We start from the raw sequence: 26,995 nt of genomic DNA, 5'->3' as shown, positions 1-26,995 counted from the left end.
TGCGGGGTTGCCCGGGTGTGACGCCTCGCAGGCGCCTCGCGCCACACCCGGCCCGCGCCGATCAACGCTTGCGCAGGAGCACGCTGCCGATGGAGTAGCCCGCGCCGAAGGAGCTGAGCACCGCCAGGGCACCACTGGCCAGGTCGTCCTGGTACTTGTGGAAAGCGATCACCGACCCCGCCGAACTGGTGTTGGCATAGGTATCGAGGATCACCGGAGCCTCTTCCAGCGTAGCCTCGCGGCCCAGCAGTTTCTTGACGATCAGGTGGTTCATGCTGAGGTTGGCCTGGTGCAGCCAGAAACGCTTCACGTCGCTGACGTTGAGCTGGTTTTCTTCCAGGTGGGCGGCGATCAGCTCGGCTACCATCGGGCAGACGTCACGGAATACCTTGCGGCCTTCCTGCACGAACAGCTTGTCCCGGGCACCGATGCCTTCTTCCGCCGTGCGGTTGAGGAAGCCGAAGTTGTTGCGGATGTTGTTGGAGAACTGGGTCAGCAGCTTGGTGCTGACGATCTCGAACTGGTGGGCCGAGGTGGCCTGGTCGGCACGCTCGATGACCACCGCGGTGGCGGCATCGCCGAAGATGAAATGGCTGTCGCGATCGCGGAAGTTCAGGTGCCCGGTGCAGACTTCCGGGTTGACCATCAGGATCGCCCGGGCCTGGCCCAGCTGCACGCTGTTGCAGGCGGCCTGGATGCCGAAGGTGGCCGAGGAACAGGCGACGTTCATGTCGAAACCAAAACCCTGGATACCCAGCGCGGCCTGGACCTCGATGGCGATGGCCGGGTAGGCGCGCTGCAGGTTGGAGCAGGCGACGATCACCCCGTCGATGTCGGCGGCAGTGCGACCGGCCCGTTGCAGGGCTTGCTCGGCGGCGGCCACGGCCATCTGGCAGAGCACCGACCACTCGTCGTTGGAGCGTTCCGGCAGGCGTGGAGTCATGCGTTGCGGATCGAGGATGCCGTCCTTGTCCATGACGAAGCGGCTCTTGATGCCCGAGGCTTTTTCGATGAAGGCGGCGTTGGATTCGGTCAGGGCCTGCACCTCGCCACGCTCGATGGCGGCGGCGTTGTCGCTGTTGAACTGGTGGACGTAGGTGTTGAAGGACTCCACCAGCTCTTCGTTGGAAATGCTGTTGGCCGGGGTAAACAGGCCGGTGCCGCTGATGACGACGTTATGCACGGTCGTTCCTCTAGTGTGTATGAGGCAGAAGGTATTGGCACCCTCGTGCCAAACCGTAAAGGGAGCGCCCCGCAGCTCAGCCTGTGCTGGAGCGCTTTCCTGGCATCGCTTTATTCCGCTTCGCCCGGGTCGCCTGGAGTACAGGCTGCCGGGGCCGGCATTTATGACGGCGAAGTTTGCCATAACCTCTGGCGTTTCGCCGCAATTGCAAGATCGACGGAGCCCGGCTCCGGGGAGCCGGGCCTGCATGGATCAAGCCTCCACCTGGCTCCACTGCTTGTTCAGGCGCTTGTCGGAGATCGGCACCTTGGTCCCCAATTGCTGGGCGAACAGCGATACCCGGTACTCTTCCAGCCACCAGCGGTACAGTTCCAGCTGCGGGTCACGCTTGCCTTCCTGGGCGTGCTTCTGGGCCCGGGCCTGGTACTGGGCCCAGAGCCCGGCGAGCTCGGTGCTCCACACCCGGTCCTTCTGCACCTGGCTGCCCAGCTTGTCGAACCGCAGCTCCACCGCCTTGAGGTAGCGCGGCAGCTCCTTGAACCACAGGGCCGGAGTCTCGCGGACGAAGCCCGGGTACACCAGGTTGCCGAGCTGGGCCTTGATATCGTTGAGGGCCACCGCCTGGGCCAGGTCGATCTTGCCCTTGAAGCGCTTCTGCAGGCCGTGCCAGAGCTTGAGGATCTCCAGCGTCAGGCGGGCCAGGCGCTCGGCATGTTCGGTCCAGGCACCACGCTTGCGTTCGGCCAGGGAAGCCAGGCCAGCGCCATCCCGGGGCAGGCTGGCCTCGCCGTCGAGAATGCAGCTGTCGAGGCTGGCCAGGAGGATGTCTTCCACCAGGGCCTCGATCCGCCCCAGCTCGCGGTACAACAGGCCCAGTTCGGTGAGCCCCGGCAGCTTGCCGCGCAGGAACTTGGCCGGCTCGGCCAACTGTTGCAACAGCAAGCGCTGCAAGGCCCGGCGATGCTGGAACTCGGCCTCGGCAGCGGTGGAGAAGCGCCCTTCCTTGACCGTCCCGGCTTCTTCCACCAGGGCCGGATAGACCGTCATCGACAACCCGGCGATCTTCTGCTGGGTCTTCTGCGCCACCGCGGCGAACACCTTGGCTTCCACCGGCTGCTGGCTCTTGGCGGTCTGCGGCACCGCCAGGGCAGCCTGGCTGGCCTCGGCGAAGCGCGCGGTGAGTTCGGCCAGGTCCCGGCCTTCGCCGAGGAACTTGCCCTGGGCATCGACGATTTCCAGGTTCATCCGCAAGTGGCTTTCCACCTGCTGCGCGGATTCGCTCCAGGCTTCGTCGCTGACCCGCGCGCCGGTCATGCGCAGCAACTCGCGCCCCAGGGCCTGGGGCAGCGAGCCGTCGGCAAAGTCCATGCGCTGCAAGGCCGCCTTGACGAAGTCCGGCACCGGCACGAAGTTCTTGCGCAGGGCCTTGGGCAGGTTGCGTACCAGGGCGATGCACTTGGCCTCGATCAAGCCCGGCACCAGCCATTCCAGGCGCTCGGCAGGCAACGCCGGCAACAGCGGCGCCGGCACCCGCAGGGTCACGCCATCGCGGGGATGGTTGGGCTCGAAGTGATAGCTCAGGGCCAGCTCCAGGTCGCCGATATGCAGGGTGTCCGGGTACTGCCTGGCGGTGACTTCGCTGGCCTCGCGGGCCAGCACGTCTTCCTCGCGCATGATCAGCAGTTGCGGGTCTTTCTGGCTGTTGACCCGGTACCAGCTGTCGAAGGTGGCGGTCTGGTGAATCTGTGCCGGCAAGCGTGCGTCGTAGAAAGCGAACAGGGTTTCCTCATCCGCCAGGATGTCCCGGCGCCGAGCCTTGGCCTCCAGGGCATCGAGCTGCTCCAGCAACTGGGTATTGGCCGTCAGGCACTTGGCCTTGGACTGGATCTCGCCCCGCACCAGGGCCTCGCGGATGAACAGCTCGCGGGATACCACCGGGTCCACCGGGCCGTAGTGCACTGGCCGGCGGCCGACCACGATCAGGCCGAACAGGGTGATCTGTTCATAGGCCACCACTTGACCGCGCTTCTTTTCCCAATGGGGTTCGAAGTGGTTCTTCTTCACCAGGTGCCCGGCCAGGGGTTCGATCCAGTCCGGCTCGATCTTGGCCACCATGCGCGCATAGAGCTTGGTGGTCTCCACCAGCTCGGCGGTCATCAGCCACTGCGGGCGTTTCTTGCCCAGGCCCGAGGACGGGTGGATCCAGAAGCGCCGCTGGCGGGCGCCCAGGTAGTCGCCATCCTCGGTCTTCTGGCCGATCTGGCTCAGCAGGCCCACCAGCACCGCCTTGTGCAGTTTCTGGTAGTCCGCCGGTTCCTTGTTCAGGCTCAACTGCAAGTCACGGCAGATCAGGCTCAACTGGCGATGGGCGTCGCGCCACTCGCGCAGGCGCAGGTAGTTGAGGAAATTCTTGCGGCACCAGTTACGCAGCGGGCTGGCCGTCAGGGCCTGGCGCTGTTCTTCGAAACCACGCCACAGGTTGACCAGCGCGGCGAAGTCCGAGTCGGCGTCCTTCCACTGGGCATGGGCCTGGTCCGCCGCCTGCTGGCGCTCCGGTGGGCGCTCGCGCGGATCCTGGATCGACATCGCACTGGCGACGATCAGCACTTCCTGGAGACTGCCCAGGCGCGCCGCCTCCAGCAGCATGCGGCCCATGCGCGGGTCCACCGGCAAACGCGCCAGCTGCCGGCCCAGGGGCGTCAGCTGGCTGTTGCGATCCACCGCCGAGAGTTCTTGCAGCAGGTTGAAGCCGTCGCTGATGGCCTTGCCGTCCGGCGGCTCGATGAAGGGGAACGCGGTGATTTCACCCAGGCGCAGGTGGAGCATCTGCAGGATCACCGCCGCCAGGTTGGTCCGCAGGATCTCCGGATCGGTGAACTCCGGCCGTCCGAGGAAATCCTCTTCGCTGTACAGGCGCACGCAAATGCCCGGCTCGACCCGACCGCAACGGCCCTTGCGCTGGTTGGCGCTGGCCTGGGAAACGGCCTCGATGGGCAGGCGCTGAACCTTGGCCCGGTAGCTGTAGCGACTGATGCGCGCGGTGCCGCTGTCGATCACATAGCGAATGCCAGGCACCGTCAGCGAAGTCTCGGCGACGTTGGTCGCCAGCACCACCCGCCGTCCCGGGTGGGACTGGAAGATGCGCTGCTGTTCGGCCGGCGACAGCCGCGCGTACAAGGGCAGGATCTCGGTGTGCTTGAGCTGGGCCTTGCGCAGCATTTCCGCGGCATCGCGGATTTCCCGCTCGCCCGGCAGGAATACCAGCACATCGCCGGGGCTGCGGCGCTCGCTGCGCTCATGGGCGGCGATCTCGTCCAGGGTGGCGAGGATCGCCTGGTCCACCGTCAGGTCGTCCTCGACGCGGTTGCCATCCTCGTCCTGCTCCAGGGTCAAGGGCCGGTACCAGGTTTCCACCGGGAAGGTACGACCGGAGACCTCGACGATCGGGGCATCGTCGAAGTGCTTGGAGAAGCGCTCCAGGTCGATGGTGGCCGAGGTGATGATCACCTTGAGGTCAGGGCGCCGTGGCAGCAGGGTCTTGAGGTAGCCCAGGAGGAAGTCGATGTTCAGGCTGCGCTCGTGGGCCTCGTCGACGATGATGGTGTCGTAGCGCTCGAGGAAACGGTCGTTCTGGGTTTCCGCCAGCAGGATGCCGTCGGTCATCAGCTTGACCAGGGTGTTGGCATCGCTCTGGTCTTCGAAGCGCACCTGGTAACCCACCAGCGCCCCCAGGGGCGTGGCCAGTTCTTCGGCGACCCGGCTGGCAACGCTGCGGGCGGCGATCCGCCGGGGCTGGGTATGGCCGATCAGGCCATGCTGGCCGCGGCCGATCTCCAGGCAGATCTTGGGCAACTGGGTGGTTTTGCCCGAACCGGTCTCGCCGGCGATGATCAGCACCTGGTGCTTGAGCAGCGCGTCCTTGATCTCGTCGCGCTTGGCGGCGATCGGCAGGCTGTCGTCGTAGCGGATAGTGGGCACGCTGTCGCGCCGCGCCGTCACCAGGTTGCACGAAGCCTGCATCCGCTCCAGCCACTGGGCGAGCTTGGCCTCGTCGGGCTTCTTGCGCAGTTCGAGCAGCTGCCGACGCAACCGGTGGCGGTCGGCGAGCATGGCTTGATCGAGGTTTTTCAGTAGTTGGTCGATAGCAGGCGATTGGTCGGTCATGGGAAAGCAGCGACTGGCTTCAAGCGAAAAGCCGCAAGGTTAACGCAGCTTGGCGCTTTTAGCTTGCAGCTTGTGACGGCCTTTCGCCGCGTTATTCCTCGTCGCGCCCCTTGCGCCGGTACGGGAAGACATCGATCACCTTGCCGGCGAGGATCGCGTCCTGCAGTCCCTTCCAGTAATCGGCGTTGTACAGCTCGCCGTGCAACTGGTCGAACAGGCGGCGCTGGCCGATATCGGCGAACAGGAACGGCGGGAACTCCTCGGGGAACACATCGTGGGGGCCGATGGAGTACCAGGGCTCGGACGCCATCTCGTCCTCTGGCGTGCGCGGCGCCGGGATATGGCGGAAATTGACCTCGGTGAGGTAGCTGATTTCATCGTAGTCGTAGAACACCACCCGGCCGTGGCGGGTGACCCCGAAATTCTTCAGCAGCATGTCGCCTGGGAAGATATTGGCCGCCGCCAGTTGCTTGATGGCCAGGCCGTAGTCTTCCAGGGCCTCGCGCACCTGGGCTTCGTTGGCGTGCTCCAGGTAGAGGTTGAGCGGGGTCATGCGCCGCTCGGTCCAGCAGTGGCGGATCAGCACCGTATCGCCCTCCACCACCACGGTGGACGGCGCCACCTCCAGCAGCTCCTCGAGGCAGGCCGGATCGAACTTGGACAGGGGGAAGCGGAAGTCGGCGAACTCCTGGGTATCGGCCATGCGCCCTACCCGGTCGACGCTCTTCACCAACCGGTACTTCTCGATCACCGTGGCCCGGTCGACGTTCTTGGACGGCGAGAAGCGGTCCTTGATGATCTTGAACACGGTGTTGAAGCCCGGCAGGGTGAACACGCTCATGACCATCCCGCGGACCCCGGGCGCCATGATGAAACGATCGTCGGTATTGGCCAGGTGGTTGATCAGCGCCCGGTAGAACTCCGACTTGCCGTGCTTGTAGAAACCGATAGAGGTGTACAGCTCGGCGACGTGCTTGCCCGGCAGGATGCGCTTGAGGAACCCGATGAACTCCACCGGCACCGATACATCCACCATGAAGTAGGAACGGGTGAAGGAAAAGATGATCGAGACCTCGGCCTCGTCGGTGATCAGCGCGTCGACCTGGATGCCCCGGCCTTCGCGGTGCAGCAGCGGGATCACCAGCGGCCACTGCTCCTCGTGGGTATAGATGCGCCCCACCAGGTAGGCGCCCTTGTTGCGGTAGAGCACCGAGGAAAACAGCTCCACGGTCAGCTCCGGGTCCTTGCAGACCCAATCCGGCAGGTTCTCGCGCAGTTGCGCCTCCAAACGCCGCATATCCCCGGACAGGTCGGCGTAGTCCACGCTGAAGCGGTAGTCGGTGAATATCTGCCTGAGCATGCTCGACAGCTCGCCCCGAGGCGTATAGCTGCGGGTCTGGGCAGCCCGGGCGCGGCGCAGGCTGGGCCGGGTGGTATGGATGAACATGCAGCCGTCGCTGATCAGGTCATGGCTGAACAGCCCGCAGAAGATCGAGTTGTACCAGGTCTCGGAGAGTTCATCGTCCAGGCGCAGGTCGATCATGCCGATGCAGGCGCTCTTGGCCAGCGGCCATTGGCTGACGTCCATCAGCACCTCGTCGCTGAAGGCCTGGTGCAGTCGGGCCACGGTTTCCCCGACCTTCTCCTCGTAGAGGTTGATCCGCGCGGTGGAGGCCCTCTGCGCTTCCTGCCATTGCGCTTGTTCGAAGCGATGCCGGGCGCCATCGGCGATCCGGCGGAAGTTGTCGCGGTAGTCGTCGAAGCCACTCAGGATGATTCGAGCGATGTCGGCGGCGGGCCATGACTGCGGCATAGGAAGACCTCTACGGGAATTTGGATTGCCTGAGCTTAGCCACTGCAATGGCCCGAGGAGAAGCGCATTTTTGTGACCCGACGGTCGCCTCGCCCTGTATCGGTCGCCAGAGATCGGCCCCGGGAAAATCCGGCACGACAATCGAACGCAACAATCGGAGTGCAGGCTTGGCCCGGCCCGTGCACCAATAAGGTTTGCCATGCCCACCCGCGCTGGGCAAGATTCCCGCCCTGCCACCCAAGGAACTTTCCGTGAGACCTGTCGATCTGTTGCGCCTGTTGTCGCTAGCCGCCATCTGGGGCGCGAGCTTTCTGTTCATGCGCATCATCGCCCCGGTCCTGGGCAGCGTGCCCACGGCCTTCTTTCGTGTGTCGATCGCCGCCGTCGGCTTGCTGGCCATGCTGGCGCTGATGCGCGTCAGCTGGAATTTCCACGGCAAGTTCAAGACCGTCCTGCTGCTGGGCGTGATCAACTCGGGGCTGCCCGCCACCCTGTACTCGGTGGCGGCCCTGGTGCTGCCTGCCGGTTACTCGGCGATCTTCAACGCCACCACGCCGCTGATGGGGGTGCTGATCGGCGGCCTGTTCTTCCATGAGCGCCTGACCCCGGCCAAGCTCGCCGGCGTGTTCCTGGGGCTGCTCGGGGTCGGCATCCTGAGCCGCGCCGGGCCGGTGGCCTTCGACCATGAACTGGCGCTCGGCGCCCTGTCCTGCCTGCTGGCCACCACCTGCTATGGCTTCGCCGGCTTCCTCGCACGGCGCTGGCTGGACCAGGCCGGGGGCCTGGACAGCCGCCTCTCGGCCCTGGGCAGCATGCTCGGCGCCACGCTGTTCCTGTTGCCGCTGTTCGCCTACAGCGCCCTGAGCCAGCCACCGGCCAGCTGGGGCGGCGTAAGTGTCTGGCTGTCGTTGCTGGGCCTGGGCCTGGGTTGCACTGCCTTCGCCTATGTCCTGTACTTCCGCCTGCTGAGCTCCATCGGCCCGGTGCGCTCCATGACCGTGACCTTCATGATCCCGCCGTTCGGCGTGCTCTGGGGTGCCCTGTTGCTGGACGAGCCGCTGTCCATGGGCCATCTGTATGGCGGGGTGCTGATCGCCGCGGCCTTGTGGCTGGTCCTCAGGCCAGCGGCGAAGACCGCGGCCTGAGATCGCCGGGCATCCGCCTTCAAAGAGCGGCGCTGCTGGGCTCTCCGTCCACCAAACGGCGGATACCCAATGGGTTGGCATCCTGCAAAGCCCCGGGCAACAGCGCATCGGGGTAGTTCTGGAAGCACACCGGGCGCAGGAAGCGCTCGATGGCCAGGGTACCCACCGAAGTTCCCCGTGGGTCCGAAGTTGCCGGATAGGGTCCGCCGTGGACCATGGCCTCGCAAACCTCGACACCGGTGGGATATCCATTGATCAGCAGACGGCCGACCTTCTCTTGCAGGCTGTCGCTCAGCCAACGCTGCGCCAGCAACTCCTGCTCCTGGCCGATCAGGGTCGCGGTCAACTGTCCACGCAAGCCCTGCAGGGCCATGGCCAGCTCGGCCATATCGGCCACTTCGATGATGATGCTGGCCGGCCCGAAGACCTCTTCCTGCAACAAGCCATCGCCCTCCAGCAGCAGGCTCGCATCGGCCTGGAACAACTGCGGGCACGCCTGGTCGCCCTGCTGTGCCTGGCCCGCCAGCCGCCGTACCTGCGGGTGCTGCGACAGGGCCTGCACGCCCCGGCAATAGCTGGCCAGGGTGCCGCTATTGAGCATGGTCTGTGGCAGCTGCCGGTTCATCTGCGCGACCAACTGCTCAAGGAACGAGCTGAAGGCCGTGGAGCGCAGGCCAATGATCAGTCCCGGATTGGTACAGAACTGGCCACAGCCTTGGGTCACCGAACCTGCCAGCTCAGCGGCGATCTGCGAGCCACGCGCCTGCAATGCCTCGGGCAGCAGGATCACCGGGTTGATGCTCGACATCTCGGCGAACACCGGGATCGGCTGTGGTCGGTTCGCCGCCATCTGGCACAGGGCATTGCCGCCCTTGAGGGAACCGGTGAAGCCCACGGCCTGGATGGCCGGGTGCTTGACCAGCCACTCTCCGACCCCGGCGCCATAGACCATGTTGAACACTCCGTCGGGCATCCGGCAGCGCTGTGCCGCACGGATGATCGCATCGGCCACCCATTCGGCGGTCGCCATGTGTCCACTGTGGGCCTTGAATACCACCGGGCAACCGGCGGCCAGGGCTGCCGCGGTATCGCCGCCGGCGGTGGAGAACGCCAGGGGAAAGTTGCTGGCGCCAAACACCGCTACCGGTCCCAGGCCAATGCGGTACTGGCGCAGGTCGGGCCGTGGCAGGGGGTGGCGCTGGGGCTGGCCGCGATCGATCCGCGCCCCGAGATAATCACCACGGCGCAGGACCTTGGCGAATAACCGCAACTGGCCGCAAGTACGCCCCAGTTCGCCCTGTATACGCGCCGTGGGCAAGGCGGTTTCCCGGCATACCGTGGCGATGAAGTCGGCACCCAGGCCTTCCAGCTCTGCGGCGATGGCGTCGAGGAACAAGGCCCGTTGTTCAGGGCCAAGATCGCGATATTCGGTGCAAGCGCCGGCTGCCGCCCGGGCCGCGGCATCCACCTCCTCCTCGGTGGCCTGGTAGAAGACGCCTGGCAGGGCTTGCCCGGTCTGGGCGTCGAGGCTTTGCAACTGGACATGGCCCCGGGCACTGCGGGTGCCACCGATGTAGTTGTATCCGGACGATGAAGTCATTGGGTCTCCCTGGCCGGCCGCCACGGCCGGCAATTGAAAGTCACAAGCCACGAACCTGGCCCGCCGCCACCGGACGCGGGCCTTCGCCGATGCCGTTCTCCAGCGGGGCGCCGAATGCCTCGAGGCTGATCTGGAAACGGTCGCCGGGCCGGGGCCGGATGCCGTCGGCAAAGGACAAGGTGGCAGTGCCGAAGTAATGCACATGGACATCGCCAGGACGCAGGAACTGGGCGTACTTGAAATGGTGATACTCGAGGTTGGCCAGGCTGTGGCACATGTTGTCCTCGCCACTGAGGAATTCCTGCTCCCAGAGCACCTTGCCGTCACGCAGCACCCGGCTGGTTCCGGCCAAGTGGCCCGGCAATGCACCCACCCGCAACTCAGGACCATAGGCGCAATAGCGCAGCTTGGAATGGGCCAGGTACAGGTAGTTGCGCCGCTCCATCACATGGTCGGAGAACTCGTTGCCCAGGGCATAACCCAGGCGATAGGGCCGGCCATCGGCACCTATCACGTAGAGGCCGGTCAACTCCGGTTCCTCGCCCGCATCCTCGGCGAAGGGCGGCACCGGAAAGTCGCCGCCGGGCCGCACGACGATGCTGCCATCACCCTTGTAGAACCATTCCGGCTGCGCTCCCACCTCCGTGGCCAGCGGCTTGCCACCTTCCAGGCCCCATTTGAAGATGCGCATGGTGTCGGTGATACCGGCATCGCCCTGGGCCTGCTGCTGGTGCATCTTGTCCCGGGCGGCTGCACTGCCCAGGTGGGTCAGGCCAGTACCACTGACCAGGCAGTGGGCCGGGTCTGGATGGTCCAGCGGCGGCAGCAGGCGCCCCTGCTCCAGCAACCGGGGATAGTCGAGGCTGCTGTCGCTACCACGGGCTTGGGCTTCTTGCAGCAGGCCGCACTCGTTGTCGATCGCCGCCAGGGCCAGCTCGCGAGTGCTGGCGGTATTGCGCAAAACGTGGACCCGGTCGCCTTCGACCCTACCGACCTGGCGCTGGCCGGCATCGTTCTCAAACTGAATCAGGCGCATGCCCGTCCTCCTGGATGTCATGGCGGCAGCCGTCCACGGACGGCTGCCGAGGCTTATTCGATGATGTTGAATTCGCCGAGATGGTCTTCACAGATCTCCAGGCCCAGGCCCGGCTTGTGGTCGTCGAGCTGGATATAGCCTTCCACCGGCTGCGGCTCGCCCTTGAACACGTAATAGAACAGCTCGTTGCCGACCTCGACATCGAACACCGGGAAGAACTCGGCCATGGGCGAGGCGGTGCTGGACATGGTCAGGTGATAGTTGTGCATCTGGCCGGCATGGGGGATGACCGGCACCGACCAGGCCTCGGCCAGGGCGTTGATCTTGCGCGCCGCGGTGATGCCACCGACTCGGTTGGTGTCGTACTGGATCACGTCGACGGCACGCCGCTCCAGCAACTCCTTGAAGCCGTAGGAGGTGAACTCGTGCTCGCCGCCGGAGATCGGCATGATGCCCATCTTCTTCAGCTCGACGTAGCCTTCCAGGTCATCGGCGATCACCGGCTCCTCCAGCCAGCGCGGCTCGAATTCGGCCAGCTTGGGCAACATGCGCCGGGCGTACTCCAGGGTCCAGCCCATATAGCACTCGAGCATGATGTCGACATCCGGTCCCGCCAGTTCCCGCAAGGCGCGCACTTGTTCGATGTTGCGGCGCATGCCTGCCGGCCCATCCTTCGGGCCGTAGCCGAAGCGCATCTTCAAGGCATCGAAGCCCTGGTTGAGGTAGCCCTGGGCCTCTTCCAGGAACAGGTCGAGGTCATCGTTGGCGTAGAGCTTGGACGCATAGGTCCAGATCCGCTCCTTGGTGCGTCCGCCCAACAGCTTGAACACCGGCTTGCCCACGGCCTTGCCCATGATGTCCCAGATGGCGATATCGATCGCCGAGATCGCCGCCATGCCGATGCCCTTGCGTCCCCAGGCATGGCTCTGGCGATACATTTTCTGCCAGATGTATTCGTTGTCGAAAGGGTCCTCGCCTATGGCCAGCGGTGCCAGGTAGGTATCGATGACCTGCTTGGCCACACGCGGCGCCAGGGCACAGTTGCCGATACCCACCAGGCCGTTGTCGGTTTCCACTTCCACCACCAGCCAGCCGTGGAAACGGAACGAGCCCATGGCGTCGCCGCGCTCGAACAGGATGTCCGAGGCGTTGGTGCAGAAGTGCGCCTTGGGGGGCACGACCTTGCCTTTCCATTCGAAGACACGGGTACGGATCGCTTTGATTTTCATGCGGGGGTCCTTGTCAGGGCTTGGGTAATGATCAGTCGAGCCGGGCCGGAGCCAATTGCTCGGTGGAGCCTTCGACGGGCCGGGCACTGAGGCGCAAGAGCAGGATGGCGCCGAGAATGCCCACCAGGGCCAGGGCGAACATTCCGGCACGGGGGTCGGCGAACTGGGCTTCGGTCAGGGTCTTGAGATTGGGAGCGACGAAACCGCCGAGGTTGCCGATCGAGTTGACCAGGGCAATCCCTCCCGCCGCCGCGGCACCGCTGAGATAACCGGTGGGAATGGTCCAGAACAGCGGCTGCACGGCGACGAAGCCGGATGCGGCAAAGCAGAACGCCAGGACCACCGCGACCATGCTGCTGCCCAGGGCCGAAGCGGCGATCCCGATGGCGGCCATGCTCAGCATCAGCACCGCCAGGCGCCGATGCTGGCCACTGCGGTCGGCATGCCGGGTCACCAGGCGGGTGACCAGCAGCGCACAGATCCAGGGAATCGCCGTGATCAGGCCGACGCTCAAGCCCACGTGACCGTCCAGCAATCCGGCGATACGGGTCGGCAGGTAGAACACCACCCCATAAACGCTCATCTGGATGGTGAAGTAGGCCAGGCAGAACTGCAGCACGCGCGGATTGCGCAAGGCGCTGAAGAAACCATGGGGGCTGCTGTGCTGCTTGCGCGCATCTTCTTCGGCCAGGGCGGCTTGCAGAGCCTGCTTCTGCGCCGCGTCCAGCCAGCGAGCATCGGCCGGGCGGTCGACCAGGTAGAAATAGGCAGCGACTCCCACTACCGATGCCATCAAGCCTTCGACCACGAACAGCCACTGCCAGTTGGTCAAGCCGAATATGCCGTGGAACTCCAGCAGCCAGCCCGACAGCGGGCTACCCAGCACCAGGGCCAGGGGCAGGCCGAAATAGAACAACCCCAGGGCCTGGCCACGGCTCTGGGCCGGAAACCAGTAAGTGAGGTAGAGGATGATGCCCGGGAAGAATCCGGCCTCGGCCACCCCTAGCAGGAAACGCAGCACATAGAAGGTCTGGGCATCGTGGGCGAACATCATCGCCGCCGACACCAGGCCCCAGGTGACCATGATCCGACACAGCCAGACCCGGGCGCCGAGACGGTGCAGCATGAAATTGCTGGGCACCTCGAAGAACGCATAACCGATGAAGAATATGCTCGCGCCGAACGCGAAGGCAGCATCACCCAAGCCGGTATCCGCCTGCAGCGCGGCCTTGGCGAAACCGACATTGGAACGGTCGATGAAGGCCAGGATGTACATCAGGATCAGGAAGGGCAGCAAGCGCAGCCGACTTTTGGAGATGGCGCTGGCAAGTACCAGGGCAGGGTCTGGACGAGTCATGTCGATGTTCCTTGAATGCCGGTCAGTGCCTTGCGCAAGGGACAAGGCGGCTTTTTGTAGTTGTGCGCCCCTTGAAGACAGCGGCTTGGCAACAGCTCAAGGGGTGAACCGACTGTAGCCAGCCGGTCGAGCGCCGGCTAATCACTTATGGGCATCCGCTGATAACCCCAGGTAATCACTAATCTGCATTTGTTAGCAGTTAGGGTTATCGGATAGCTTGGGATCGCCCCATCCACCGACCAAGAGCCGCCCATGACCAGGATTCCCGATGCCCATCTGATTCACAGCCGCCTGCGCCTGCGGCAACTGCGGCTGGTGCTCGCCTTGCAGGAATTCGGCTCGCTGCGCCGTGCCGCCGAGCACATCGGCATGACCCAGCCCGCGGCGACCAAGATGCTCCACGAGGCCGAAACCCTGCTGGGCGTCGAGCTGTTCGAGCGGCTGCCACGGGGAATGCGCGCCACACCGTTCGGCGAAACGGTGATCTATTACGCGCGAATGGTCTTCGCCGAGCTCAGCGGCATGCGTGAGGAACTGGTGTCCCTGGAATCGGGCAACCTGGGTCGGGTCACGGTCGGTGCCATTCCGGCCCTGGCCTCGGGACTGCTGACCCGGACCATCGCCACCCTCAAGCAAAGCCATCCACGGCTGTCCATGAGCATCCAGGTGGATACCAGCGACGTCCTGGTGCAAGCCTTGCTGCAGGAGCAACTGGATGTCGTCCTGGGGAGGATTCCAGCTGGAGCGCGGGCCGAGGAACTGTTGTTCGACAGCCTTGGTGAAGAAGCACTGTGCGTGATCGCCGGAGCCCGCAACCCCTTGGCCCAAGCCACGCAACTGGACTGGGCGCAATTGCAGGAGCAGACCTGGGTATTGCAGCAGCATCCCAGCCCCATGCGCTCGATCGTCAACCAGGTGTTCCACAACGCCCGGGTCGATATTCCCAGCAGCATCGTCGAGACCACCTCGATCATGACCCTGCTGTCCCTGGTCCAGCAGACAGACATGATCGGCGTCACCCCGGTCTCGGTGGTCGAGGACTATCCCGGCCGGCACCTGCTGGCTGTCCTGCCGATCCAGTTCCAAGCGCGCCTGCCGCCCTTTGGCTTGATCACCCGGCGCCAGCGGATCCAGTCATCGGCGATGCAGGCCTTCATGGATGCCGTACGCCAGGAGCAGGCCCCCATGCGTAGCTGAAGGGTGGCGTGGCGAAGGAGCAAGCTCCCTCGCCACTGCCTGCGACCGGGCATTGCACCCGGCCGGTGCGCCTCGATCAGGCGCTCTTGCGGAACACGAACACCAGCCCGACGATGATCAGGCCCATGCCGAACAGGCTCAGCAGCGCCAGGCGATTACCGAAGATCAGGTAGTCCATCAGCGCCGTCACCGCCGGCACCAGGTAGAACAGGCTGGTGACATTCACCAGGTTGCCCTGGGCGATCAGGCGGTACAGCAGCAAGGTGGCCAGCACCGAAACCACCAGCCCCATCCACAGCACCGGGATCAGAAAGCCTGCGTCGTATTCGAAGTGGAACGGCTGGAACGGCACGAACAACGCACACAACAACAGCCCGGCCAGGTATTGCACCGGCAGGGTACCCAGCGGGTTATCGGTGATGCGTTTCTGCATGATCGAGCCGGCGGTCATGCTCACCAGGGCCAGCAGGCCGCAGAGCATGCCGGAGATCGAGATGCCTGCCAGGCCGATGCCCTGGTACACCACCATGATCAGGCCGGCGAGCCCCAGGCCCAGGCCGAACAGACGGCTCCAGGAGCGCTGGCGCTCCATCAGCACCACGGTGAGGATCGGCTGCACCCCCATGATGGTGGCCATCACCCCGGGGGTGACCTTCAGGTCCAGGGCCAGGATGTAGAAGATCTGGTAGGCGCCCAGCAGCACCAGGCCCGTGGCCACGGCAAACCCCATGGCCCGGCGGCCCCTGGGCCAGCGCAGCTTGAGCAGCGGCACCAGCAGCACCAGGCCGGCCAGGGCAATGGCGAAGCGCACCAGCAAGAAGGCGAAGGGCGAGGCATGGGCCAGCCCCCATTTGGAGAAGATCGCGCCGCTGCTCCAGAGCAGGACGAACAGACTCGTGGAGGCCGCCGCAAAAGCGGACTTTTTCGAAATGAGCAACATGAAACCACCTGTAGTCAGGCAAGAAGCCAATTCAGCCGGAGCTGAAGTTCAGTAGTGTTTTTTCAGGCGGGCGGAGGAAACAGCAGCGGTTGCTGAGTCAGCCCGAGAAGCCAACGCCCGACGGCGATACGACTGCGTATACCGGCGTGCTACTGACAGGTGGGGGGTTCTGACCGATCTGCACAGGCTGCTGATTCCCGCACGGCACGACGCCAGCGTTGACCGCTGAAACCACTACCGCGTTGATGAGGGATAAGGCCATGTGCCAAGGGTTCTCGAAGGAAGAAAAGAATGAGTCGCTTGACTCATCGAGCGCCGAATATAACCAGCGCCCGATATTCATTGCAAGATTTATCCGAACAGCCATTTCCACAGGATAACCAGCACAACCACCGCCAGGACCGGGCGCAGGATGCGGTACAGCTTGGGATTGCGGCGTTTCCACTGCTTGACCACACCACTGAAGCTGTCGCTAAAACGCTTGCTCCAGGCGTAGGCCTGGTTGATGCCGCCAACCCGCTCGTCGTCCAGGTTCTGCGGTGCGGTGGCACGCCCCAGCTGGGCACTGACCCAACGGTTGATGCGGGTCATCAGGCCGCTGCTCAACGGACGCTCGATGTCGCAGAACAGGATCACCCGGGTGATCTCGGTTTCGTTCTTCACCCAGTGCACGTAGGTCTCGTCGAACATCACGTCCTCACCGTCGCGCCAGGCGTATTCCTCGCCGTCGACGAAGATCCGGCAAGCGTCGGAGTTGGGCGTCGACAGGCCCAGGTGATAACGCAGCGAGCCGGCGAAGGGGTCACGGTGCGGGTTCAGGTGGCTGCCGCCGGGCAACAGCGCGAACATCGCGCCCTTGACGTTGGGGATGGCGCTCACCAGCTCGACGGTCTTGGGGCACAGGGCCGCGGCCGAGGGCAGCGGCTTGTCGTACCACTTGAGGTAGAAGCGCTTCCAGCCCTTCTTGAAGAAGGAACCGAAACCGGCATCGTTGTTCTTCTCGGCGGCGCGGATGTAACCCTCGTCGAACAGGTGCATGGCCTCGTCGCGAATGGTTTCCCAGTTGTCGCGCAGCACATCCAGTTCGGGGAACTTGCTGCGGTCCAGATACGGCTTGGAGGGCACGCCGGAGAACAGGTACATCAGGGTGTTGTAGGGAGCGAATAGCGCCGAATGGTTGACGAACTGGCGCAGTACCGGCAGGCGCGCCTTGCCGCGCAGATGCACGAAAAGGATGCTGCCGATGAACAGCGACAACACCGCGAACTTGGCGGCAAAGGAAAAGCTCATGCAACAACTCCTTGGAAATAGGCACCGGTGGGGGGAGCGATCACCCGACCTGGCAGCCGGTCATGATAAACACTCCTGAACCCCGGAAAAACCCGCACGACCGAACATTCAGCATTAACGGTCGTGCAACAAAGGCGTTAAGTAGCATAAGCCGCACAAGCAGCGACTGATATGGATCAGCCATCGGCCCATGGGGCCAGCGCCATGGACCGACGGCCAGCCGACGCTACTGCTGGGTCTCCTGCTCGGTGAACAGGTCGCTGAACAGCATGCTCGACAGGTAGCGCTCGCCTGAGTCTGGCAGGATCACCACGATGGTCTTGCCTTGCATTTCCGGGGTTTCCGCCAGGCGTACCGCCACCGCCATCGCCGCGCCGCAGGAAATCCCGCAGAGGATGCCCTCCTCCTGCATCAGGCGCAGGGCCATGGCCTTGGACTCCTCGTCGGTCACAAGCTCCACCCGGTCGACCATTTCCAGGTCCAGGTTCTTGGGTACGAAACCGGCGCCAATGCCCTGGATCTTGTGCGGGCTGGGCTTGATCTCCTGCCCGGCGAGCTTCTGGCTGATCACCGGCGAGGTGGCCGGCTCTACCGCCACCGCGAGGATCGGCTTGCCCTGGGTCTTCTTGATGTAGCGCGACACGCCGCTGATGGTGCCACCGGTGCCGACACCCGCCACCAGCACGTCCACCGCGCCATCGGTGTCGTTCCAGATCTCCGGGCCAGTGGTCTTTTCGTGGATCGCCGGGTTGGCCGGGTTATCGAACTGCTGCGGCATGAAGTACTTGCCCGGGTCGCTGGCGACGATTTCCGCCGCCTTGTCGATCGCGCCCTTCATGCCCTTGGCCGGCTCGGTCAGCACCAGCTCTGCCCCCAGGGCCTTGAGCACCTTGCGTCGCTCGATGCTCATGGAGGCCGGCATGGTCAGCATCAGCTTGTAGCCACGGGCAGCCGCCACGAAGGCCAGGCCGATCCCGGTGTTGCCCGAGGTGGGTTCGACGATGGTCATGCCCGGCTTGAGCCGGCCTGTGCTTTCGGCGTCCCAGATCATGTTGGCGCCGATCCGGCATTTCACCGAGTAGCCCGGGTTACGCCCTTCGATCTTGGCCAGGATGGTCACCCCACGCGGGGCGATGCGGTTGATCTGCACCAAGGGCGTATTACCGATGGAATGGGCATTGTCAGCAAAAATTCGGCTCATGGCTGGGTCCTTATGCAGCAGTGAAGAAGTCCCCAAGGGTATGCCTGGCATCCTTGAGCGTCCAGTCGTGCCGAACGACCTGGAGCCTGGGCAGTCAATGCCTTTATAGGACTGGAGGCTGCCCCATGAAACGTCGCTATCGTTGGCCCCTGTGGACCCTGGCGGGCCTGGTCGTACTGCTGGTCGGCCTGCACATCGCCCTGCCCTACCTGGTGCGTGACTACCTGAACGACAAGCTCGCGGACATGGGCGACTACCGCGGCCGGGTCAGCGATGTCGACCTGGCCCTGTGGCGCGGCGCCTACCGCATCAACGGCCTGGAGATCGTCAAGGTCAGCGGCAAGGTGCCGGTGCCTTTCGTCAAGGCGCCGTTGATCGACCTGGCGGTGAGCTGGCATGCGCTGTGGTACGACCATGCGGTGGTGGCGCGGGTGCAATTCGTCCAGCCCCAGGTGAACTTCGTCGATGGCGGCAGCGACCGCCAGGCCTCGCAGACCGGTGCCGGCACCGACTGGCGGGCGCAACTGGGCAAGCTGTTGCCCATCACCCTGGATGAAGTGCGGATCGACGATGGCACCCTCCACTTTCGCAACTTCGGCTCCAATCCACCGGTGAACCTGGGCGCGACCCAGGTCAATGCCAGCTTCTACAACCTGACCAATGTGGTCGACACCCAGGGCAAGCGCGACGCCCGCTTCGAGGGCAAGGCCCTGCTGCTGGGCCAGGCGCCCCTGGAAGCCAGCGCCACCTTCGATCCCCTGAGCAACTTCGAGGAGTTCGAGTTCCGCCTGCGGGCCCGGGATATCGAGCTCAGGCGTTTCAACGACTTCGCCTCGGCCTACGGCAAGTTCGACTTCAAGGCCGGACACGGCGACCTGGTGATCGAGGCCCAGGCCGAGAAGGGCCAACTGCGCGGCTACATCAAGCCGCTGCTGCGGGACGTGGAAGTCTTCGACTGGCAACAGGACGTGGAGAACCGCGACAAGAATGTGTTCCGCTCGGTCTGGGAAGCCCTGGTGGGCGCCGGGGAAACCCTGCTGAAGAACCAGCGCAAGAACCAGTTCGCCACCCGGGTCGAGCTCAGTGGCAACGTACACCAGCAGGATGTCAGCGCATTCCAGGCGTTTTTGCAGATTTTGCGCAACGGTTTCATCCAGGCCTTCAATGCCCGCTATGAACAACCCAAGCCGTCGACTGACTGAGTCACCCCGTGACGCTCCATTCAGAGACTGAATGGGGCGTCTGCGTTCACAGTCAAGCGAGCGCCGCGTTATAGTCGCGCCATTCGTGTCCATTCAAGCGACCTGCCCCGGGCAGCTCGTCGTCACCGTTCGAGGAATTGCAGATGAAGTTCGAAGGCACCAGCGCATACGTTGCCACCGATGACCTGAAGCTGGCGGTCAACGCCGCCATCACCCTGGAGCGTCCGCTGCTGGTCAAGGGCGAACCCGGCACCGGCAAGACCATGCTCGCCGAGCAACTGGCCGAATCCTTCGGTGCCAAGCTGATCACCTGGCACATCAAGTCCACTACCAAGGCCCACCAAGGGCTCTACGAGTACGACGCGGTGAGCCGCCTGCGCGATTCGCAACTGGGCGTGGACAAGGTCCACGACATCCGCAACTACCTGAAGAAGGGCAAGCTCTGGGAAGCCTTCGAGTCCGAGGAGCGGGTGATCCTGCTGATCGACGAGATCGACAAGGCCGACATCGAGTTCCCCAACGACCTGCTGCAAGAGCTCGACAAGATGGAGTTCTACGTCTACGAGATCGACCAGACCATCAAGGCCAAGCAGCGGCCGATCATCATCATTACCTCCAACAACGAGAAGGAACTGCCGGACGCCTTCCTGCGCCGCTGCTTCTTCCACTACATCGCCTTCCCTGACCGCACGACCCTGCAGAAGATCGTCGACGTGCACTACCCGGACATCAAGAAGGACCTGGTCAGCGAGGCGCTGGATGTGTTCTTCGACGTACGCAAGGTGCCGGGCCTGAAGAAGAAGCCCTCGACCTCCGAACTGGTGGACTGGCTCAAGCTGCTGATGGCCGACAACATCGGCGAGGCGGTACTGCGCGAACGCGATCCGACCAAGGCCATCCCACCGCTGGCCGGCGCCCTGGTGAAGAACGAGCAGGATGTACAGCTCCTCGAACGCCTGGCCTTCATGAGCCGGCGCGGCGGTCGTTAAGAGGGCATCGGCATGCTGCTCAACCTGTTCAATGAAATGCGCGCCGCCAAGGTACCGGTGTCGGTGCGCGAGCTGCTGGACCTGATCAACGCGCTCAAGCAGCGCGTGACCTTCGCCGACATGGACGAGTTCTACTACCTGGCCCGGGCGGTGCTGGTGAAGGACGAGCGCCACTTCGACAAGTTCGACCGGGCCTTCAGCGCCTATTTCAACGGCCTGGAGAAACTCGACGACCACCTGCAGGCACTGATCCCCGAGGACTGGCTGCGCAAGGAATTCGAGCGTTCGCTCAGCGATGAGGAACGGGCGCAGATCCAGTCCCTGGGCGGCCTGGACAAACTGATCGAAGAGTTCAAGAAGCGCCTGGAAGAACAGAAGGAACGCCACGCCGGCGGCAACAAGTGGATCGGCACCGGCGGCACCAGCCCCTTCGGCTCCGGCGGCTTCAACCCCGAGGGTATCCGCATCGGCGATGCCGGCAAGCGCCAGGGCAAGGCGGCCAAGGTCTGGGACCAGCGCGAATACAAGAACCTCGACGACTCGGTGGAACTGGGCACCCGCAACATCAAGGTGGCCCTGCGCCGGCTGCGCAAGTTCGCCCGCCAGGGCGCGGCCGAGGAGCTGGATATCGACGGCACCATCGACCACACGGCCCGGGATGCCGGCTTGTTGAACATCCAGATGCGTCCGGAGCGGCGCAACAGCGTCAAGCTGTTATTGCTGTTCGACATCGGTGGCTCCATGGATGCCCACGTGAAGATCTGCGAGGAACTGTTCTCGGCCTGCAAGACCGAGTTCAAGCACCTGGAGTACTACTACTTCCACAACTTCATCTATGAGTCGGTGTGGAAGAACAACCTGCGCCGCGGTTCGGAACGGACTTCGACCCAGGACCTGCTGCACAAGTACGGCGCCGACTACAAGGTGATCTTCGTCGGCGACGCCGCCATGGCGCCCTATGAAATCACCCAGGCCGGCGGCAGCGTCGAGCACTGGAACGAAGAAGCCGGCTACGTGTGGATGCAGCGCTTCATGGAGAAGTACAAGAAGCTCATCTGGATCAACCCCTACCCGAAGGACACCTGGGGCTACACCGCGTCCACCAACATCGTGCGCGAGCTGATCGAGGACCAGATGTATCCGCTGACCCTGCGTGGCCTGGAGGAAGGCATGCGGTTTCTGTCCAAGTAGGCCGTCAAGCAAGGCCCTGCGGGCCTTTTCGCAGCCTCGCCATGGCTCGACAGCGGCTACAGATCAGTACCCTGTAGCCGCTGCCGCAGGCTGCGTACCGGCGCGCAGCGGCCGCCAGCCATTACACAAAGCGGCGCAAGAACGCCAACTGCTGCCGATGCGCGGTCTCCTGCACCACCGGCGCCAGGCGCACCTTGCTGCCGGGCAGGCATTGCGCCAGCCGGGCCAGGGACAAGGGCGTCAATGCGCCCAGGCGCGGATAACCGCCGATGGTCTGCCGGTCGTTAAGCAAGATGATCGGCTGGCCATCCGGCGGCACCTGGACCGCCCCCAGGGCGATGCCTTCGGAAATCATCGGCTGGCCCTGGTACTCCAGCACCGGCCCCAACAACCTGGCGCCCATGCGGTCGGCCCGGCTGTCCAGGGTCCAGTCGCGGTTGAAGGCATCGAACAGGCTCAGGCCACTGAACTGGCCGACCTGGGCCCCGAGGATCAGTTCCAGCGGTGCAGCGCATTGCCAATCCGCCAGCTGTGCGGCCGACAAGCACTTGAGCGCACCACCGGTTCCGGAATACCCCAGCACCCCGCCCTCGCCCAACGCCCGCCCCTGCCCGTCAAGGCCACCCAGGGCCTCGCGCTGCACACTGGAACAACTGCCCAATACCTGCGGCGCGTCGAAACCGCCAGGGGCCGCAAGATAGGCCCGGGCCCCGGAATGCGGCTGGGTAAAGCGCAAGCGCTGGCCCTTCTGCAGGACGAAACTGCGCCCCGGGGTCAGCGGGCGCTCATCCACATAGGCCCCCAGGTCGGCCCCGGCCAACGCCAGCAGGCAGTAGTCCTCGGCCAGCAAGGTCAGGCCGCCGAGGGTGATCTCCAGCACCGGTGCGTCCAGGGCATTGTCCAGCAGCCAGTTGGCCCAGGACATCGACACCCAGTCCAGCGCCCCGCCCTGGGTCACGCCCAGGTGGCGCACACCGAACCGCCCGGCGTCCTGCAGCAGGCACAAGGGCGTGCTGGCCTCGATCGACAAACGGCTCATGCCGGCACCTCCAGCGGACTGTCGTCGCCACCCAGGCGCAGGAACTCGGCCCGCTCCACTGCCGCGAAGCGCACCCGGTCTCCCGGCTGCAACAGGCTGTAGCCCTCGCGCTCGCGGTCGAACAAGCGGCTCGGGGTTCGCCCGATCAGGTTCCAGCCCCCCGGCGACACCGCCGGATAGGCCGCGGTCTGGCGTTCGGCGATGCCGACGCTGCCCGCCGCCACGCGCTTGCGCGGGGTATCGAGCCGGGGCGCCGCCAGTTCAGGCGCCACCAGGCCCATGAAGGCGAAACCGGGAGCGAAACCCAGGGCGAACACCCGATATTCGTGCTGGCTGTGCCGACGGATCACCTCGGCCACCGGCAAGCCGCTGCGCCGCGCCAGCAGCGCCAGTTCCGGCCCGACGCTGGGGTCGTACCACACCGGCAATACATGCTCGCGCCCGCCTCCGGCATCCAGCGGAACCAGGCCCGCCAGGGCCGCATCGATCAACTCGCGGGCCTGGGCCGGGTCCAGGCTGCGCAGGTCGTAGTGCACCATCAGCGTGGTATACGACGGCACCAGATCGATCAAACCCACGCCGAAGCCCTGGCGCAGGCGCTCGGCGGCGGCCAGCATCCAGGGCATGTGGTCTTCGGCGATCCCATCGAACAGGCGCACCATCAGGCAATCGATGGCCGCCACCTCCACCCGGTAGTTCATGAATCGGACTGCTGGTTCAGGGCCTCGCGGATGCGCTGCACCGCCGCCACCGAGCTGGCGTTGTCACCGTGCACGCACAGGGTATTGGCCTGCAGGAGCAAGGCACTGCCATCGCTGGCCACCAGCGGTTCGCCACGGGCGATGGCCAGGGCTTGGCGGACTATGGTGTCCGAGTCGTGGTGCACCGAGCCCGGCACTTGGCGCGAGACCAGGTGCCCGGCGCTGTCGTAGGCGCGGTCGGCGAAGGCCTCGAACCACAGGGTCACGCCGTGCTCATCGCCCAGGGCCTGGGCCGCGCGGTTGTCGCGGGTGGCCATGAGCATCAGCGGCAATTGCCGGTCGTAGGCGGCCACGGCCTGGATTACCGCGCGCAGCTGGGCCGGGTTGGCCATCATGTCGTTGTACATGGCGCCGTGGGGCTTGATGTAGCTGACACGAGTGCCTTGCGCCCGGCAGATGCCATCGAGGGCACCGACCTGGTAATGCAGCAGATCCTGGATCTCCGTGGCGGAATAGCTCATGGACCGGCGCCCGAAACCCGCCAGGTCCTGGTAGGCCGGGTGGGCGCCGATACGCACGCCATTGGTCAGGGCCAGGGTCACGGTCTTGCGCATGATGCCCGGATCGCCGGCATGGAAACCGCAGGCGATGTTGGCGCAATCGATGAAGGGCATGACCTCGGCATCCAGGCCCATGGTCCAGTTGCCGAAGCTTTCGCCGATGTCGCAGTTCAATAACAGGCGGCTCATGGTCGGTGCTCCTGTGTTTTTATAAGTGCCGGCCACGGGGCCGGGTGCAGTATCCGCAGGTTATCAGCTAGCGCGCCTCGAGTTCCTTGCCACGGGTCTCCGGCAGGCTCAGGGCGGCCAGCACCACCACGCCATAGGACACCGCGGCGAAGGTACCGATGGCCACGCCCAGGGGCACATGCTGGCTGAGCAAACCGATCAACAGCGGGAACAAGGCCGCCACCGCGCGCCCGCTGTTGTAGCAGAAGCCTTGCCCGGAACCACGGATACGGGTGGGGAACAACTCGGTGAGGAAGGCCCCCATGCCGCTGAAGATGCCCGAAGCGAAGAACCCCAGGGGAAAGCCCAGCCAGAGCATGGCCTCGTTGCTCACCGACATCTGGGTATAGAGCAGGACGATGGCGAAGGAGCCGGCGGCGAACAGCACGAAGTTCTTCTTGCGCCCCAGGATATCGGTCAGGTAGGCGCTGATCACGTAACCCACATAGGATCCGAAGATCACCATGGCCAGGTAGCCGCCGGTGCTGAGCACACTCAGGCCGCGCTCGGTCTTGAGGAAGGTGGGCAGCCAGAAGGTAATGGCGTAGTAGCCGCCCTGGGCTCCGGCCGCCAGCAGCGAGGCACGCAGCGTGGTGCTGAGAATCCCCGGGGCGAAGATCTCGTAGAAGCGCGGCGGATTGCTCGGCGCTTCCTTGGCCCGGGTTTCCCGGTAGACCTCGGGGTCCTTGACCAGGCGCCGGACGAAGATCACGAAGATCGCCGGCAGGATGCCGAGGATGAACAGACCGCGCCAGGCATCTTCCGGCGGTAGCAGGGAAAACAACAGTGCATAGAGCAACGCCGTCAGGCCCCAGCCCAATGCCCATCCGGACTGCACCATGCCCACGGCCTTGCCACGGTTCTTGGCGCGGATCACTTCGCCGATCAGCACCGCGCCGGCGGTCCATTCACCACCGAAACCGAAGCCCATCAGCGTCCGGGCCACCAGAAGCTGTTCATAGTTCTGGGCCAGGCCACAGATGAAGGTGAAGAAGGCGAACCACAAGACGGTGAGCTGCAGGGTCCGGACCCGGCCGATGCGGTCGGACAGGATCCCGGCGATCCAGCCGCCCAGGGCCGAGGCGAGCAAGGTGCTGGTATGGATCAGGCCGGCTTCGGCCGAAGTGATGCCCCACAGGGCGATCAGGGTCGGGATCACGAAGCTGAGCATCTGGGTGTCCATGCCATCCAGGCCGTAGCCGATCTTGCAGCTCCAGAACGCCCGGCGTTCCTGCTGGTTGATGTCGCGATACCAGTCGAACGGGCCGACGCGATGCGGGGCCTTGGCGGCCTGTGGTTCGGGCGCACTCATGGCGATCTCCAGGATTATTGGTGTTGTTCTGGACCACGACGACGCATATCGTGGGTCGGCGCATTTTTCGACTCGGGCAGCGCCCACGTCCAACTAATAAAAGCCGCTCCAAGGCATAAGAAAAGTTGATCCCATGAATCTCAAGTTCCTCGAAACCTTCGTCTGGGTCGCACGGCTGAAGAACTTCAGCCTGACCGCGGAAAAGCTCTGCACCACCCAGGCCGCGGTTTCCAGCCGCATCGCCGTGCTCGAGGACGAGCTGGGGGTCAAGCTGTTCCGGCGCGATTCGCGGGGCGTCAGCCTGACCCCCGAAGGCCTCAAGGTGCTGGAACATGCCGAGCAGATGCTCGATACCCTGCAGGTGCTGAAGCAGTCGATCGAAGCGCCCTCAAGCAAGGTCGGACGGCTGCGCATCGGAGTCATGGATACAGTGATCCACACCTGGCTCAGCCCCCTGGTGGCACAGCTGATGGATCACTATCCCCAGGTGGAAATCGAGCTGGTGGCCGACACCTCGCTGAACCTGTGCGAGCAGTTGCAAAAAGGCTTTCTCGACCTGGTGCTGCAAACCGACCTGCTGCGCCAGGAAAGCATCCGCAGCCTGGAACTGGCCAGCTATCCGGTGTGCTGGGTCGCCGCCAGCAACTCGATCTACAACCGCCACTACGGCTCGCTGGTGGAACTGGCCCGGGAGCGGATCGTCACCTACTCGAAGAACTCCTTGCCCCACCAGCAGATCCTGAGCCTGATGCAGGCCAGCGGCGTACTGGCACCGCGCCTGAACTGCGTCAATTCGGTATCGGCCATCACTCGGCTGCTGCGTGACGGCTTCGGCATCGGCGCCTTGCCGCCGGTCCTGGTGCGCGAGGAACTGGCCCGTGGCGAGCTGACGCTGCTGGACATCGAGCAGCGCCCGCCGAACCTGCAGGTGGTGGTGTCGTGGCGAGTGGGGGTGGAACTGGTGGAAGACATCGTGCAGCTGTGCCAGCGCGTGGTACAGCGCTACGCCCAGCAGGTCGGCCAGGAGCACCTGCTCCTGGCGCCGTCCCCGTAGGCGCTGCGACGCGGGCTCAGAGGCCCTTGAGGTCGCGCTCTTCGATAGGCCGGCTCTGGCGCTGGCGGCGACCGCCGAGCACGACCCAGTCGATCAGCCGATACAGGCATTCCAGGCCGAAGGACAGCAACATGGCGCCGCCCATGGCCCAGGACATCGCCTCCGGGGTCAACAGGATCTGGTAGCTGTAGCCATCCCAGGTTTCCTGGCGGATCGCGGGGTCGGCCGCCAGTACCACTTGCAGCAAGCGGATGTACCAGGGGCCTTGCATCGCCTGGTACTGCTTGTCCAGGGCCTGCTGGCGGCCGAGCAAGGCGCTCAGGCTCTGGGCATCGCTACGAAACACCGGGTCGTCGCTGGCCCGGTAATGGGCCACCAGGGCGTTCAGGTCGCCCTTGAAGAACTGCTGCGCCGTGGCCTGGAAGCCCTGCAGGCTGTTCTGCGACTCGATCAGGTGGGCTTCGACACGCTTGGCGTAATCGTTGATGAAACCCGGCACCTGCACACCGATCAACAGACCGGCGGCGAACAGCACCAGACGCAGATAACTGAGCAACATAGGGA

21 protein-coding genes are annotated in these 26,995 nt (G+C 64.6%); 6 read left to right on the top strand and 15 right to left on the bottom strand.

What is annotated here, in order from left to right; all coding sequences use genetic code 11:
* Positions 1 to 61: 61 nt before the first annotated feature.
* From C4K40_RS07790 to aceK, 3 genes are all read right to left on the bottom strand, one after another.
* Positions 62 to 1,183, bottom strand: coding sequence for a beta-ketoacyl-ACP synthase III (locus C4K40_RS07790; RefSeq protein ID WP_022642935.1), 1,122 nt, complete (start codon positions 1,181 to 1,183; stop codon positions 62 to 64).
* Positions 1,184 to 1,435: 252 nt separating this feature from the next.
* A complete protein-coding gene (gene hrpA, locus C4K40_RS07785) occupies positions 1,436 to 5,347 on the bottom strand; it encodes an ATP-dependent RNA helicase HrpA (RefSeq protein WP_022642934.1) in 3,912 nt (1,303 codons plus the stop codon).
* A gap of 91 nt (positions 5,348 to 5,438) precedes the next feature.
* Positions 5,439 to 7,160, bottom strand: coding sequence for a bifunctional isocitrate dehydrogenase kinase/phosphatase (gene aceK, locus C4K40_RS07780; RefSeq protein WP_053135220.1), 1,722 nt, complete (start codon positions 7,158 to 7,160; stop codon positions 5,439 to 5,441).
* A gap of 251 nt (positions 7,161 to 7,411) precedes the next feature.
* On the opposite strand from aceK, the gene C4K40_RS07775 reads away from it, so the two are divergent.
* Positions 7,412 to 8,305, top strand: a complete 894-nt coding sequence (locus tag C4K40_RS07775) for a DMT family transporter (protein WP_053135223.1) — start codon at positions 7,412 to 7,414, stop codon at positions 8,303 to 8,305.
* Between the two features lie 19 nt (positions 8,306 to 8,324).
* Here C4K40_RS07775 and C4K40_RS07770 read toward each other — a convergent pair whose 3' ends face one another.
* The 4 genes from C4K40_RS07770 to C4K40_RS07755 are packed head-to-tail and all read right to left on the bottom strand — an operon-like array spanning position 8,325 to position 13,527.
* On the bottom strand, positions 8,325 to 9,905 hold the full coding sequence (locus tag C4K40_RS07770) for an aldehyde dehydrogenase (NADP(+)) (RefSeq protein ID WP_053135226.1): 1,581 nt from the start codon (positions 9,903 to 9,905) through the stop codon (positions 8,325 to 8,327).
* A 40-nt stretch (positions 9,906 to 9,945) separates the two neighbouring features.
* Positions 9,946 to 10,941: an AraD1 family protein gene (araD1, locus tag C4K40_RS07765; protein ID WP_053135229.1), complete on the bottom strand. Its 996-nt coding sequence runs from the start codon at positions 10,939 to 10,941 to the stop codon at positions 9,946 to 9,948.
* A gap of 53 nt (positions 10,942 to 10,994) precedes the next feature.
* Positions 10,995 to 12,170, bottom strand: a complete 1,176-nt coding sequence (locus C4K40_RS07760) for an L-rhamnonate dehydratase (RefSeq protein WP_053135233.1) — start codon at positions 12,168 to 12,170, stop codon at positions 10,995 to 10,997.
* 31 nt (positions 12,171 to 12,201) lie between these two features.
* On the bottom strand, positions 12,202 to 13,527 hold the full coding sequence (locus C4K40_RS07755; protein WP_053135236.1) for an MFS transporter: 1,326 nt from the start codon (positions 13,525 to 13,527) through the stop codon (positions 12,202 to 12,204).
* 252 nt (positions 13,528 to 13,779) lie between these two features.
* Between C4K40_RS07755 and C4K40_RS07750 the strand changes: the two genes are divergently transcribed.
* Positions 13,780 to 14,724: a LysR substrate-binding domain-containing protein gene (locus C4K40_RS07750; protein WP_053135240.1), complete on the top strand. Its 945-nt coding sequence runs from the start codon at positions 13,780 to 13,782 to the stop codon at positions 14,722 to 14,724.
* A gap of 76 nt (positions 14,725 to 14,800) precedes the next feature.
* Here C4K40_RS07750 and C4K40_RS07745 read toward each other — a convergent pair whose 3' ends face one another.
* The 3 genes from C4K40_RS07745 to cysK form a co-directional block, all read right to left on the bottom strand.
* Positions 14,801 to 15,664, bottom strand: a complete 864-nt coding sequence (locus C4K40_RS07745; protein WP_053135243.1) for a DMT family transporter — start codon at positions 15,662 to 15,664, stop codon at positions 14,801 to 14,803.
* Positions 15,665 to 16,015: 351 nt separating this feature from the next.
* Positions 16,016 to 16,954, bottom strand: a complete 939-nt coding sequence (locus C4K40_RS07740; RefSeq protein ID WP_022642926.1) for an aspartyl/asparaginyl beta-hydroxylase domain-containing protein — start codon at positions 16,952 to 16,954, stop codon at positions 16,016 to 16,018.
* 226 nt (positions 16,955 to 17,180) lie between these two features.
* Positions 17,181 to 18,155 (bottom strand): cysteine synthase A, encoded by a 975-nt coding sequence (gene cysK, locus C4K40_RS07735; protein WP_022642925.1) that lies wholly within the window; start codon positions 18,153 to 18,155, stop codon positions 17,181 to 17,183.
* Positions 18,156 to 18,280: 125 nt separating this feature from the next.
* Here cysK and C4K40_RS07730 point away from each other — a divergent pair, with 125 nt between their 5' ends.
* The 3 genes from C4K40_RS07730 (at position 18,281) to C4K40_RS07720 (ending at position 21,537) form a co-directional block, all read left to right on the top strand.
* Positions 18,281 to 19,357, top strand: coding sequence for a DUF748 domain-containing protein (locus tag C4K40_RS07730; protein ID WP_022642924.1), 1,077 nt, complete (start codon positions 18,281 to 18,283; stop codon positions 19,355 to 19,357).
* A gap of 143 nt (positions 19,358 to 19,500) precedes the next feature.
* On the top strand, positions 19,501 to 20,346 hold the full coding sequence (locus C4K40_RS07725) for a MoxR family ATPase (protein ID WP_022642923.1): 846 nt from the start codon (positions 19,501 to 19,503) through the stop codon (positions 20,344 to 20,346).
* 12 nt (positions 20,347 to 20,358) lie between these two features.
* Complete coding sequence (locus tag C4K40_RS07720; RefSeq protein ID WP_022642922.1) at positions 20,359 to 21,537, top strand: VWA domain-containing protein; 1,179 nt, start codon at positions 20,359 to 20,361, stop codon at positions 21,535 to 21,537.
* A gap of 121 nt (positions 21,538 to 21,658) precedes the next feature.
* Here the strand turns inward: C4K40_RS07720 and C4K40_RS07715 are convergent, their stop codons facing one another.
* The 4 genes from C4K40_RS07715 to C4K40_RS07700 form a co-directional block, all read right to left on the bottom strand.
* A complete protein-coding gene (locus C4K40_RS07715; protein WP_022642921.1) occupies positions 21,659 to 22,576 on the bottom strand; it encodes a biotin-dependent carboxyltransferase family protein in 918 nt (305 codons plus the stop codon).
* Complete coding sequence (locus C4K40_RS07710; protein WP_022642920.1) at positions 22,573 to 23,277, bottom strand: allophanate hydrolase subunit 1; 705 nt, start codon at positions 23,275 to 23,277, stop codon at positions 22,573 to 22,575. The genes C4K40_RS07715 and C4K40_RS07710 overlap by 4 nt, the downstream gene beginning before the upstream one ends.
* Positions 23,274 to 24,026: a 5-oxoprolinase subunit PxpA gene (locus tag C4K40_RS07705; RefSeq protein ID WP_053135246.1), complete on the bottom strand. Its 753-nt coding sequence runs from the start codon at positions 24,024 to 24,026 to the stop codon at positions 23,274 to 23,276. The genes C4K40_RS07710 and C4K40_RS07705 overlap by 4 nt, the downstream gene beginning before the upstream one ends.
* A 67-nt stretch (positions 24,027 to 24,093) precedes the next feature.
* A complete protein-coding gene (locus tag C4K40_RS07700; RefSeq protein WP_022642918.1) occupies positions 24,094 to 25,377 on the bottom strand; it encodes an MFS transporter in 1,284 nt (427 codons plus the stop codon).
* Between the two features lie 133 nt (positions 25,378 to 25,510).
* On the opposite strand from C4K40_RS07700, the gene C4K40_RS07695 reads away from it, so the two are divergent.
* On the top strand, positions 25,511 to 26,431 hold the full coding sequence (locus C4K40_RS07695) for a LysR family transcriptional regulator (protein ID WP_022642917.1): 921 nt from the start codon (positions 25,511 to 25,513) through the stop codon (positions 26,429 to 26,431).
* Between the two features lie 16 nt (positions 26,432 to 26,447).
* Here the strand turns inward: C4K40_RS07695 and C4K40_RS07690 are convergent, their stop codons facing one another.
* A complete protein-coding gene (locus C4K40_RS07690) occupies positions 26,448 to 26,990 on the bottom strand; it encodes a DUF2937 family protein (RefSeq protein WP_053135249.1) in 543 nt (180 codons plus the stop codon).
* Between the last annotated feature and the right edge of the window lie 5 nt (positions 26,991 to 26,995).

It is taken from the genome of Pseudomonas sp. CMR5c, from assembly GCF_003850545.1.
Taxonomy (GTDB): Bacteria; Pseudomonadota; Gammaproteobacteria; order Pseudomonadales; family Pseudomonadaceae; genus Aquipseudomonas; species Aquipseudomonas piscis.
The sequence above is the reverse complement of the archived record's forward strand: the minus strand, read 5'-3'. Positions and strand labels throughout refer to the sequence as shown.